Annotated in this window: 11 protein-coding genes; 1 reads left to right on the top strand and 10 read right to left on the bottom strand. The window is 34.2% G+C overall.

Features of this window, described 5'->3' with window-relative positions; genetic code table 11:
- Nucleotides 1–18 precede the first annotated feature (18 nt).
- The gene (gene lacD / locus RWR88_RS00145; RefSeq protein ID WP_314449922.1) at nucleotides 19–1,023 is read left to right on the top strand and encodes a tagatose-bisphosphate aldolase; all 1,005 of its coding nucleotides are present in this window, start codon (nucleotides 19–21) and stop codon (nucleotides 1,021–1,023) included.
- Nucleotides 1,024–1,079: 56 nt separating this feature from the next.
- On the opposite strand, the gene RWR88_RS00140 is transcribed toward lacD, so the two are convergent.
- The 10 genes from RWR88_RS00140 to RWR88_RS00095 form a co-directional block, all read right to left on the bottom strand.
- The gene (locus RWR88_RS00140) at nucleotides 1,080–1,334 is read right to left on the bottom strand and encodes a hypothetical protein (protein WP_314449920.1); all 255 of its coding nucleotides are present in this window, start codon (nucleotides 1,332–1,334) and stop codon (nucleotides 1,080–1,082) included.
- 109 nt (nucleotides 1,335–1,443) lie between these two features.
- Nucleotides 1,444–3,759 (bottom strand): formate C-acetyltransferase, encoded by a 2,316-nt coding sequence (gene pflB / locus RWR88_RS00135; protein WP_314449919.1) that lies wholly within the window; start codon nucleotides 3,757–3,759, stop codon nucleotides 1,444–1,446.
- A gap of 742 nt (nucleotides 3,760–4,501) precedes the next feature.
- Entirely contained in the window at nucleotides 4,502–4,819 is a 318-nt protein-coding gene (locus tag RWR88_RS00130) for a heavy metal-binding domain-containing protein (RefSeq protein ID WP_314349243.1), read from the bottom strand.
- Between the two features lie 49 nt (nucleotides 4,820–4,868).
- Entirely contained in the window at nucleotides 4,869–5,603 is a 735-nt protein-coding gene (locus tag RWR88_RS00125) for a DUF554 domain-containing protein (RefSeq protein WP_314449918.1), read from the bottom strand.
- 67 nt (nucleotides 5,604–5,670) lie between these two features.
- On the bottom strand, nucleotides 5,671–6,765 hold the full coding sequence (locus RWR88_RS00120; RefSeq protein WP_314449916.1) for an ABC transporter permease: 1,095 nt from the start codon (nucleotides 6,763–6,765) through the stop codon (nucleotides 5,671–5,673).
- Complete coding sequence (locus RWR88_RS00115) at nucleotides 6,765–7,934, bottom strand: ABC transporter permease (protein ID WP_314449914.1); 1,170 nt, start codon at nucleotides 7,932–7,934, stop codon at nucleotides 6,765–6,767. Before RWR88_RS00115 ends, RWR88_RS00120 begins: the two co-directional genes overlap by 1 nt.
- 11 nt (nucleotides 7,935–7,945) lie before the next feature.
- On the bottom strand, nucleotides 7,946–8,884 hold the full coding sequence (locus RWR88_RS00110) for an ABC transporter ATP-binding protein (protein WP_314449912.1): 939 nt from the start codon (nucleotides 8,882–8,884) through the stop codon (nucleotides 7,946–7,948).
- 360 nt (nucleotides 8,885–9,244) lie between these two features.
- On the bottom strand, nucleotides 9,245–10,375 hold the full coding sequence (locus RWR88_RS00105) for a PIN/TRAM domain-containing protein (protein ID WP_314449911.1): 1,131 nt from the start codon (nucleotides 10,373–10,375) through the stop codon (nucleotides 9,245–9,247).
- 30 nt (nucleotides 10,376–10,405) lie between these two features.
- Nucleotides 10,406–11,782: a DNA repair protein RadA gene (gene radA / locus RWR88_RS00100; RefSeq protein ID WP_314449910.1), complete on the bottom strand. Its 1,377-nt coding sequence runs from the start codon at nucleotides 11,780–11,782 to the stop codon at nucleotides 10,406–10,408.
- 12 nt (nucleotides 11,783–11,794) lie between these two features.
- Nucleotides 11,795–12,358 carry a dUTP diphosphatase gene (locus RWR88_RS00095; protein WP_314349245.1) on the bottom strand — a complete coding sequence of 188 codons (564 nt, stop codon included), beginning with the start codon at nucleotides 12,356–12,358 and terminating at the stop codon, nucleotides 11,795–11,797.
- Nucleotides 12,359–12,368: the final 10 nt, after the last annotated feature.

Here is a 12,368-nt window from a genome sequence, read left to right as displayed (position 1 = left end):
TTATTAGGAGTGTTAAATATGTCAAAACTAACAGTTACAAAAGGAAAATATGAACATCTATGTCGTTTATCAAACAAAAATCATGTTATCGGTGCTTTAGCCATCGACCAACGTGGTTCTCTTAAAAAAATGATTGCTGCTGGAAATCCAGACCAAACAGGTGATGAAGGAATTATCCATTTTAAAGAGTTAATTTCTGAAGAATTAACAAAATATTCTAGCTCAATTTTATTAGACCCTGAATATGGATTACCTGCTGCAGAAAAAAGAAATGCAGATTGCGGATTATTAATTTCATATGAAAAAACAGGATATGATGCTACTGAAATTGGACGCTTACCTGACTTATTACCAATTTGGTCAGCTAAACGTATTAAAGAAATCGGAGCAGATGCTGTAAAAGTATTACTTTACTATGATATTGATGAAGATCCAGCAATTAACGATATCAAACATGCATGGGTAGAACGTGTTGGTAGTGAATGTACTGCTGAAGATATTCCTTTCTTCTTAGAAATCGTTTCTTATGATGCAAGTGATGAAGATGTAAAATCTGCTCACTACGCAAGCTTAAAACCTCATAAAGTAAATGATGCGATGAAAGTATTCTCTGACCCTCGTTATCAAGTAGATGTATTAAAAGTTGAAGTTCCTGTAAATATGAACTTCGTAGAAGGCTTTACAGCAGAAGGTGTTGAACCAGTTTATACTCGTCAAGAAGCTTTAGCATACTTCAAAGAACAATCAGAAATCACACACTTACCATTTATCTTCTTAAGTGCGGGTGTATCTGCATCATTATTCCAAGAAACTTTACGCTTTGCTCAAGAAGCAGGTTCTAAATTCAATGGAGTATTATGTGGACGTGCTACTTGGAAAGATTCAGTAGCAGTTTACGCAACTGAAGGCGACGAAAAAGGTCGTGAATGGTTAGCATCAACTGGTCGTCAAAATATTGAAGACTTAAATGTTGTTTTAGATGCAACAGCTACTTCATGGTTAGATCGTGTAGAAGTAAAATAAATTCATAAATACAAAAAAAGGTTGGAGTTATTCTCCAGCCTTTTTTTGTTGATTTTCTATTTTTTCATTCTCAGCTTTTGTATCCACTCATACAATACAATTAAAATATATCCTACTGAACCTAATTCAATTAATAATATACTTAATTGTATGTTAGTCCATAAATATACTCCAAAGAAAAAGATGGAATAAGCTAGGATTTGTCTAACACTATCTGGCGCTTTTCTTTTTATATACCATTCACAAAATCCTTCATGGTATGAACGGCTAACATTATAATCTTCACGTAGTTCTCTATACCACTCTCTCATTCCATTCACCTACTTTTGCTATTTGTTGTATTCTAACCAATTCGTATAGTCTTGTCAATAGGATAACAAAAAACCACCTAGCTGTGGCTAGGTGGTGTAAGTTCTATTTTTATGCTAAAGCATCGTCCATAGATAAGATTTCGTGGAATACACGTTGAGTTAACTCAGCTTTTTGTTCTGGAGTTAAGTATTTAGTGTTTACACAGTATCCAGAGATACGTACGATTACGTCTTCACCAGATAAGATTTTATCTTTAACGTCGTTTAAGTCCATTACGTTTAAGTTAACGTGTTGACCGCCGCTTTCGAAGTATCCATCTAAGATTGTTACTAAGTTATCTACTTGTTCATCACGAGTTTTACCTAAAGCACGAGGTGAAACTTGAGTTGTTAATGAGATACCGTCAGCTGCATAACTGAAGTCTAAGCTTGATAATGATTTCAAGTTATCTAACCAACCACCTTTAGCTTTGTTAGATGGGTTAGCACCTGGTGAGAAGAATTCAAGTTTAGATAAGTTTACAGTACCGTCTTCGTTTAAGAATACCCCTTTATGAACTGGAGAGTTACCAGTTTGTTTAGAGTAAGCAACGTTAGAAGTAATTGTTAATAATGAAACTGTAGCTTCAGCGTCTTTATATAGTTTGTGGCTACGTAGACGAGTTGTATAAGCTTCGATTAACCATTCTGCTAATTCGTTTGAACGAGGGTCATCTTCACCCCAACGTGGGTATTCACCAATTGTTTCGTAGTCGTAGATGTATCCATCTTCATCACGAATTGGTTTAACAGTAGCATATTTAATCGCTGCTAATGTATCTACAGTATTTGCGAATCCACAGATACCGAATCCCATGTTTGCACGTTGTTTAGTTGGTAAGAATGCCATTTGAACAGCTTCATAGTTATATTTATCTGTCATGTAGTGGATGATATTTAATGCATCTACATAAGTGTCTGTTAACCAGTCAAGAGATTTTTCGAAGTTAGCTTTAACTGATTCGAATTCAAGAACTTCGTCACGGATTGGGTCGATGTCAAATACTTTGTAGTCTTTGTGAACATCGTCGTAACCACCGTTTAAACCAGTTAGAAGAGCTTTCAATACGTTTACACGAGCTCCAAAGTATTGGATGTTGTGACGTTGTTCTTCGTTTTCTGGGTCAAGTGGTGATACACAGCATGAGATACAGCTCATTTCACCATATCCATCTTTAGCCATTGTTGTTACACCTTCGTATTGGATAGAAGAGTGTTTGTGGCTCATGTGCATACAGTAGCGACGGAAGTTGTATGGCAATTTGTCAGTCCAAAGAACTGTCAAGTTTGGTTCTGGAGAGTTACCGATGTTGTCAAGAGTGTTCAAGAAACGGTAGTCCATTTTAGTAACACGGTGACGACCGTCGTTACCCATACCAGCCATAGAAGTTGTGATGAATGTTGGGTCACCTGAGTACAATTGGTCGTAAGCTTTTGTACGAGCAAATTTAACTGTACGAAGTTTCATAACGAAATCATCAACGAATTCTTGGATTTCTGATTCAGTAAATGTACCACGAGCAAGGTCACGTTCTGCAAAGATGTCCAATACGATTGGCACACGTCCTAGAGATGTAGCAGCACCGTTGATAACACGGCAGACAGACATAAAGGCGATGTTAACCCATTGGATCGCTTCTTTAACGTTCATCGCTGGTTTGCGAACGTCAACTCCGTAAAGGTCACCCAAGCGAACAACTTGTTGCAATGCTTGGTATTGAAGATTGATTTCTTCACGAAGACGGATTGTTTCTTCATCGATTTCTTCGATTGCATTCCAGTCGTTTACTTTTTCTTGCATCAAGTAGTCTGCACCGTAAAGAGCAAGACGTGCGTAAACACCGATGATACGTCCGCGTGAGTATGCATCTGGAAGACCAGTTACAGTGTGTGCGTGACGAGCACGACGGATGTTTGAAGTATAAGCACGGAAAATACCATCGTTAACTGTTGTTACATATTTTGTAAAGATTTCGTGAACAGCTGGATCTGGTTCATATCCATTTTCTTTCAAAGTAGTTTCCGCCATACGGATACCACCTTTTGGCATGAAGTTCAATTTGAACAATTCATCATTTTGGATACCGTAAATTACTTCGTTTTCTTTGTCGATATATCCTGCAGGAATATCAGCAATAGAAGTTGGACGAGTGTCCATTGGGAAACGAGTTGCTTCATAGTGAGCTTTAGTTTCTTCTACTACTTTTTTAATGTGTAGTGAACGTTCTGTTGGCCCAGCAAGGAAGCTTTCATCTCCATCATAAGGTGTGTAGTTAGCTTGAACGAAACGAGATACACTTGCTTTCTCTTTCCAATCTACACCTTTGAAGCCTTCCCAAGCTTTTTCAAAAAGTTCTTGGGATTCAACAACTGCTTTATTAACCATTTATTTTCCTCTTTTCTTTTGGGTTTTATTTTTGTTTTTCTTTTAACAAGGTCATTATACATCTTTTCTCAAGAATAATCAATGGAATAATGATATAAATCTGTACTATTTTTTTATTTAAGTGATATTTATTACAAGTACTTTGTTAAAAAAATATAAAGAAAAACTATTGAAAAAGCTATTCTTTAAGCTTTTATTCTTAAAAATACATTGGATTTTAAAAATAAAACACATTTAAGTATCTGTATTAATACAGTGTTGTGTTATATAGATTTGATAAAATTATTTTATTTGTCAAGGGATTGTTTACGTTATGAATAAAATCCTGTATCTAAAACTCTTGATTTTACTGTATCCGCTTGCATTTTTTACCTTTTAAATTCCCTTTTATAATTTCCTGTAATACTTTTATTACTCTTGATTTTTTAAAAATCCCATGTAAATTGTTAACTGTTGTATTACATATGATCAACAGAAAATTTTTTATTTTGTATAATGATTCTTTTTTGTTTAAATATTTAGAGATATCATCATAAATTTTTTGCGCTTTTTAGTGTACTTCCCTCTTTTTTCTTTTAACTCACTCAGTTTTTCTTGAATTGTTAGGGCAACTTTTTATTTTAACATCGTAATATTAGCTTCTTCTCCTCTAATATAAGAAATAAAACTTCTTTGTATACAAAATAAGGTTGATGGAAAATCCATCAACCCTATCAATAATTTCTAACTTTTAATAAGAAGCTTAGTCAATAACAACCGCAGTACCAGATGCCATTACCATTAACATACCACCTGTTCCTACTGTCTCAGCATCGATTTTCACTCCGACAACTGCATTCGCTCCCAAATTAGCTGCACGTTTTTCTAATTCACGAAGAGCATCTTCACGAGCTTTTAACAATTCTTCTTCATACCCTTGAGAACGACCACCGAAGAAATCACGAAAACTTGCTCCAAGGTCTTTTAACACATTTACCCCTGAAATGACTTCTCCAAAAGCAATTCCCTTATATTCAACAATATGATGTCCTTCAATTGTTGGTGTTGTTGTAATAATCATCCTAACCACTCCTTTGTGATTTTTTTATCAACTTCATTATACACCCAGTTTATCCCGTAATCAATGGGAGAATCCAATTAATCCATCCCCAACTTATCGGCATAACAATGAGCATTGCAGGAATCATATCGGCTACTGGAAACATTTTAACTTTAATGATTCGAAATCCTGTTGCTAACATAATCATGCCACCACAAGCTCTAAAATCCGCCAACATTGCTGGATTTGTCAAAGGTAAAATTTGTGTCCCAAATAAATATAACGAAAAGAAGGTTATAAATTGTGGTACTGCCACTAATGAAACAACATATCCAACATTACAAGCAAAAATAGCAGCTGTGAAAAAATCTAAAATAGACTTCGCAATTAAGATACTATGATCTCCTGTCATTCCAGAATCAAGCGAACCATAAATCCCTGTTCCACTAAAACAAAATAATACGATTACTGTTACTAATTGCGTCAAAAATTCTTCCTGACTTAATCCACTATGACCTCCACTGCTAAATCTAGCTACTGGACGTTCCAATAATTGCCCCAATTGATTGATTCTTACTCCTACTTTACAAGAGATTCCTACAATTGTTCCTATAATCATAGATAGAATGACTGCCGAAATATTTTTTACTAATCCTATAGAAGTAATTCCTAGCATCATAGCAGACAATCCAAAAATTAAATTTAATTGAATTTTGATTTCTGATGGAATTTTATGTCCTGCAAAACCTCCAACGATTCCTCCTAATAAAATGGCAAATGAATTGATAATAATTCCTACTGGCATATAATCTCCTCAGCTTGATAATTTTTCTATTCATCCTACCATTATTCAAAAATGGATGCAATACTTCTTAATCAACATAAGTTTCTAAACGATAATTCCCTGCTGTAAAGAATACTAATGCCATCACTAACACCATTGGAATACCTGGAAGTAATTCTTGTCGATCAAGGATTTGAACAAACCAATAAACTGGACTAAAATGCGCTACAATATCAATAATCTCAGACTGAAATAGTTTTGGTGCCATTCCTAGTCCCGCAAGTAAAAGGGTTCCGAAAACTCCTACTTGTTGTGCCATCATTGGATTTTTAAAAATTCTAAATAAAAATAATCCTAGACTCAAACTATAAATAATCCCACTTGCAACTAATAAACAAACATTAAACCAATTTGGAATGCCTACATTCATCACTCTATCCATAAAGAAAATAATAAATAGATTCGCAACAAACATCACTATAAAATAAGCCCCCAAAAAGCTCTTTGTAATCCACGCATTCGAACGTGGCGCTAATAATGAACGTTTCAATACAAAATTTTTCTTAAAAGTAATTAAGTCAAACGAAATAGAAGCGGCATTAAACAAAATATAAAACAGCACTAACATTAGCAGTAAGACATAGCTTACAGTTGTTGCATTTTCTTCTTCAAAATGAACGAGTTGATTTTCACTTTGCTTGAAGAATTCTCCCTTTTCTAAGATTCCTTCTTTTTGAAGAGCTGTATCAACTAATTGTTTTTGCAAGATTCCTTGCATATCTTGTTCTAATAAAACTTCTTTTTGTTTTTGACGACTATACACTTCCATCTGTTTTTTTTGTCCATTTCCTAAAGATTGAACAAAATTTTTAGGAACTACATATACACTTCGAATATATCCTTTTTCTAAATCGTTTAAAGCTTTTTCTTTATCTGTATAAAACACATTTTCAGAATATAAACTTTCTAATTCTTTTTGAAACTCTTCATTTCCTTCTTCTAACACAATTGCTAGTGAAGGAGTTGATGATGAAGTCGTTGTGTTGTTTTTATTTGTACTCGATAATTGAATGAATACCATAAAAAGTGTCACTATTGTTGGAAGAATTACCATTTGACCTATTAATGCTGGACTTTTTACGATTCTTTTAATATGAAAGCCTATTCCTCTTAATAAATCCATCAGTATTCCTCCCTTCTTTGTAAACAACGAATTTGTAATTCAGCAATTATTATTGCCACAATGACGATTACAGCATAGATGATGATAAAATCTCCTACCGATTCTTGTTGCATCATACGAATGATTGGTTCAATCAATACTCTTCTAAATGGATTATCTCCAAACCAATGGAACATTGGACTCATTTTATCAAGTGGAAGAGCTCCTGAAAAAAGAACAAATCCCATTGAGATAATAGAAGAAAATAATCCTAATGTTTTCTCCGTAATAAAAATACTTACAAATCCTGCTATCGAAAGCATCGCAAATAGTTGAATGGCTAAAATTCCTGCAATCCCAAATAGATTGCCATTAAAGGTTGATGAATGAATCACCTTCCAAATTCCTACATATAATAAGGTAAAAATATAAAATTGTATAAAATTCGAGATTAATCCATAGGTTTCTCTTTGACGAACACTCAGTGGTAATAATTTCATTCGTTTATTTAATCCACTTAATTCAGGCTTCACAGCACTTCCCACCACTATGGATAAAACCATGGACCAAATCATCGTTAATTGCGCAGTAGAAAAATATTGCTCACTTGTCAGCATTCGACTTGTTTGATAATCATTTCGTTGATAGAGTTCTTTAGTAAGAACCTCATTTGTTCGTTGAAGAATTTGAGTAGACAATACAGCTGCCGTTGCATCATCGACTTGTTTTTTATCCTTCACCAATTCCTTCAATTCCACTTGCTCGAATAATTGACCTGTAATATTTTTCAAGATAACTTCATACGTCAATTGATCACTCGTTGAAACTTTTGATTTCTTTTGTACTTGAATTGGATTTGTTTGCTGTCCTTCCGATACAGTTTTGGAAAAATCTGTTGGAATAATAGCAATCAATTCTGCCTTTTCTTTATCAGTTGTAAGGGCGATGATTTCCCGTTCATGTAATTGTTCAAGCGCTTTTTGGACAATATTTCCTAACACTTCTTGATCTTGATTTTCCACATATAATATAGTATCTACTTTATTCGGTTTACGTTCAACCACACTTTTCCCTGACATATTAATAAACAGTCCTATTACTAAAGGCGCTAATACAATCATAAAAAACAGCATATGAAACTGTTTGAACATCATCTGAAGATTTGCTTTTAAAAAATACCAAAATTTCATATTACTCTCCTTTAATCTCGTAATGCTTTCCCTGTTAATTTCAAGAAGGCTTCTTCTAATGTTGTTTCATTGACTGAAACTTTTTTAATGACTAAGTGATTTTCTTCGACTAAAGAAATAAATTTCATCATCGAGTAAATCGAACGATCCACAACTAAATTCATTTGACGATTTTCAACCGTTACTTCTTGAATACCATTCTCACTTTCTAAGACGACTTGCTCGAATCCTTGCGGAATACGATCCAGTACTACTTCAATAGAATACGTTAATCCTACTAATTCCTTCACATATTCTTTTGTTCCATATGCTACTTCTTCTCCAAGATCCATAATAAACACACGGTCACATAATGCTTCCACTTCTTCCATATAATGTGAAGTGTATAAAATAGTTGTACCTTGTTGATTTAAAGTTTCTAAAAAGTCAAAAATATGCTGTCTCGATTGTGGGTCAACACCAACCGTTGGTTCATCTAAAATTAAAAATTCTGGTTGATGTAAGAGTGCAATCCCAATATTCAATCGTCTCTTCATCCCACCTGAAAAAGTTTTTACCTTTTCTTTTTTCTTTTCTTCTAACCCAGTTACTGCTAGAATTTCTGTAATTCTCTCTTTTAACGTATGACCATATAAGCCATATAATCCACCAAAATACGTTAAATTATCGACTGCATTTAATTCTTCAATAATCGCTAATTCTTGTGGAACAACTCCTAATTTTTGTCGAATCGTCAAGGCATCTTCTTTAATCGAACGCCCATCAATCAAGACATCTCCTTGATCTGTTTTCTTTAATCCTGTAATAATATCAATCAGTGTTGATTTACCAGCACCGTTAGGACCTAATAATCCAAAGCATTCTCCTTTCATAATTTCAAAAGATACTTGATTTAATACTTTTTTCTCATCGAATGATTTTGTAATAGATTGAATTTCAACGTATGCCATATTTGTTCTCCTTTTTAAAGTTACTATTAATGTAAGAAAAATTTATAAAAGACAAAAGCTAAGAGTATTCCTAATATGACGATTACAATTTTTTCTTTTCCTTTTTGATAGGTCATCATACGCTCTCTTCCCTTCGCTTTACTGTATCCTTATTATACAAATTATTCCTACACTCGCCTACTGACTTTCGTCACCAACTAGAATGACTTTAGTCATTTTTTTCGATACAAAAAAGTGAGAAAAAACATTTTTGTTTCTTCTCACTTTTACACTTTTCTTCTATATAAATAGGAAGTAAAATTTTCAAAATGATACTCTAGTACTATCTACACCGTTAATCGAAAAAGTATTTCCTAAACTTTAGTCTTCTGGTCGATTCATTTTCTTTTGCGAATGAGCAGGTTTTGCAAAAATCATTCTTCCTGCTGCTGTTTGTAACGCACTCGTTACAATGACGTCAATTTCTTGATTCATATAATACTGACCATCTTCAACTACAATCATTGTACCGTCATCCATATAAGCAACCCCTTGTTGCCTTTCAGTTCCTGCTTTGATGACTTGAATTTTCATCATTTCTCCAGGAATCACAACAGGTTTAATCGCATTTGCTAATGCATTAATATTGAAGACAGGAACATTTTGAAACTCACTGACTTTATTCAAATTATAGTCATTCGTAATAATGACTCCATCAATCGATTTAGCTAATCGAATTAACTTACGATCCACTTCTGTAATATCATCATAGTCTCCATCATATGTTTCAACAGGAACTTTCGATTCTTTTTGTAAAGCATTCAGAATATCTAATCCTCTACGTCCACGAACTCGTTTCACACTATCGGAGCTATCCGCAATATATTGCAATTCATTCAGTACAAATACTGGAATCACTAATACTCCTTCTAAAAATCCTGTTTGTGCAATATCATAAATTCGTCCATCGATAATCACGCTAGTGTCCAAAATTTTATATTTATGAAAAGCATCATCCACTTTTCTCTCAAGTACTTGAGGTTCTTCTGTTTTTTTCTTTAAACTTAATAATTTATGAAAATCTCCTCTTCGACTTGTTCCAATATAAAATCCTAAATATCCAAAAATGATACTCAATACTACAGGTGCTACTTGTGTAATAGCCGGAATTTGTAAATTCGTTAGTGGTAAACTAATAAATGAAGCGACTACTAACCCAAGTAATGTACCTAACAATCCGAATACTAAATACGTAACAGATAATTGATTCACTAATTTTTCTAATTTTTTAAATCCTGCCATAATAGGTTTGGTTAATACTAATGAAATAAAAAAGAAAATAATTGCTCCAATCACCGCACTACACACTGCAGAATTTAGCCACTCATTGGAAATTCCAATTAATTCCCAAAACGATGGCAAATAGGTCACTCCTAAACTACCTCCTAGAATGACAAATATAAGGGTCATCATTCGTTTAGCAAAAAGTTGACCTTTTACTGATAAATCCATTTTACTCACCTTCCTTATCTAATGGATTTCTTAAAATGCTTTTTGAATGGCTTCTTTCACAGAAGAAACTCCCACAACTTCAATTCCCTTTGGAAATTCCCATCCATCAATATTATTTTTTGGAATAAAAATCCGTTTAAACCCTAATTTTTGTGCTTCTTTCACACGGTCACTAATACGATTTACACGACGAATTTCTCCCGTTAATCCAATCTCTCCTACGAAACAATCGTCTACTGCTGTCCCCTGTTCTTTATAACTCGAAACAATACTCATGGCAATGGCTAAATCAATTGCTGGTTCATTTAATTTCAAACCACCCGTAGATTTAAAATAAGCATCTTGATTTTGTAGCAATAGTCCTGCTCTCTTTTCCAAGACTGCCATTAATAGCGCTACTCGATTATAATCCAATCCACTCGTTGTTCTTCGAGCATTTCCGAAAATTGCTGGAGATAATAAACATTGCACTTCTGCTAATATTGGACGAGTCCCTTCGAGCGACACAACAATTGCTGAACCAGTCGCTCCTTTTAATCGTTCCTCTAAGAAAACTTCTGACGGATTGATTACTTCTTTTAATCCATCTTGCATCATCTCGAACACACCAATTTCATTCGTTGAGCCAAAACGGTTTTTCACCGAACGTAAAATTCTAAAACTATGATGTTTTTCTCCCTCAAAATATAATACAGTATCCACCATATGCTCCAACATTCTAGGACCTGCCAACGCGCCTTCTTTTGTCACATGCCCTACAATAAAAATCGCAATTTGATTTAACTTCGCTAATCTCATCAATGTTGCTGTTGATTCTCTTACTTGAGAAACACTTCCTGCAATTCCTGTCGCTTGTGGATGTGCCATTGTCTGAATTGAATCGATAATCACATAGTCTGGTTTGAGTTGTTCAACTTGTGTCACCACAGCTTGTAAATCTGTTTCTGGATAAATATAAAATCCATCTGCTTGCATCCCTAAACGTTCTGCACGCATTTTTACTTGCGCAGCACTTTCCTCACCTGAAACGTATAAAACACTGCCTCCTGCTTTTTGTAACTGACTCGATACTTGTAATAATAAAGTAGATTTTCCAATTCCAGGATCTCCACCAATTAATACAAGCGAACCAGGAACTACTCCACCACCTAATACACGATCTAATTCTTGCATCGAAGTTTCTACACGTTTCACACGTTCGTAGGCAACTTGGTCAATACGAAGTGGTTTTGCACGATTTTCTTCTTCAGAATGACTCACTAATGATAGTTTTTTAGTACTACTCGTAGCAACTTCCTTATACTCTTCCATCGTACTCCATTGCCCACAATTCGGACATTTTCCTAAATATCTAGGAGAAACATATCCACATTCTGAACACAGATAGCTAACACTTGCTTTTGCCATAAAAACTCCTTTCTAGCGAACACCTGATGAACCAAATCCACCCGTTCTTTCATTCGCTTCTTCTACATCATCTTCATCTGCTTTCAAAAATGAATGGAAAATCCCTTGGCCAATACGATCACCTTTTTGAATTTCCTTATCAAATAATCCGAAATTCAATAATTGGAAATAAATATGACCTTCATTCCCTTCATTATTATAATAATCACTATCCACAACTCCTACCCCATTTGGTAATACTAAGAAGTGTTTTAATGGATTACTAGAGCGATTTGCTAATTGTAAGTATTCATCTTCTTGCATATACGCTTTAATTCCTGTAGGGACTAAAATCGGTTTTAATACTTTTTGTTCTTTTTCTAATTCAGCTTCCACTACTTCTTTATCACTACGGTACACCCATTGTTTTAATTGAACAGCACAATATTTAAAAATCATTTTCCAAATACTTGGTAACACAATTGTTTCTGCTGCTTCAAAATCATATCCTGCTGAATGTTTTGTAGAACGTTTTGGGATATTAATCCCTTTATCTTGATAACTTGTAATAATTTCGAATCCACGTTTTCTTTCCATTTCATCACCT

The organism is uncultured Granulicatella sp., from assembly GCF_963528195.1.
Lineage (GTDB): Bacteria > Bacillota > Bacilli > Lactobacillales > Aerococcaceae > Granulicatella.
Note: the sequence above shows the minus strand (reverse complement) of the source record. Positions and strands in the feature narration are given on the sequence as shown.

Coding starts and splice junctions, on each gene's coding strand:
- radA (WP_314449910.1), bottom strand. CDS start 11,782: ATGGCAAAAGCAAGTGTTAGCTATCTGTGTTCAGAATGTGGATATGTT.
- RWR88_RS00130 (WP_314349243.1), bottom strand. CDS start 4,819: ATGATTATTACAACAACACCAACAATTGAAGGACATCATATTGTTGAA.
- RWR88_RS00125 (WP_314449918.1), bottom strand. CDS start 5,603: ATGCCAGTAGGAATTATTATCAATTCATTTGCCATTTTATTAGGAGGA.
- RWR88_RS00095 (WP_314349245.1), bottom strand. CDS start 12,358: ATGGAAAGAAAACGTGGATTCGAAATTATTACAAGTTATCAAGATAAA.
- pflB (WP_314449919.1), bottom strand. CDS start 3,759: ATGGTTAATAAAGCAGTTGTTGAATCCCAAGAACTTTTTGAAAAAGCT.
- lacD (WP_314449922.1), top strand. CDS start 19: ATGTCAAAACTAACAGTTACAAAAGGAAAATATGAACATCTATGTCGT.
- RWR88_RS00120 (WP_314449916.1), bottom strand. CDS start 6,765: ATGGATTTATTAAGAGGAATAGGCTTTCATATTAAAAGAATCGTAAAA.
- RWR88_RS00110 (WP_314449912.1), bottom strand. CDS start 8,884: ATGGCATACGTTGAAATTCAATCTATTACAAAATCATTCGATGAGAAA.
- RWR88_RS00115 (WP_314449914.1), bottom strand. CDS start 7,934: ATGAAATTTTGGTATTTTTTAAAAGCAAATCTTCAGATGATGTTCAAA.
- RWR88_RS00140 (WP_314449920.1), bottom strand. CDS start 1,334: ATGAGAGAGTGGTATAGAGAACTACGTGAAGATTATAATGTTAGCCGT.
- RWR88_RS00105 (WP_314449911.1), bottom strand. CDS start 10,375: ATGGATTTATCAGTAAAAGGTCAACTTTTTGCTAAACGAATGATGACC.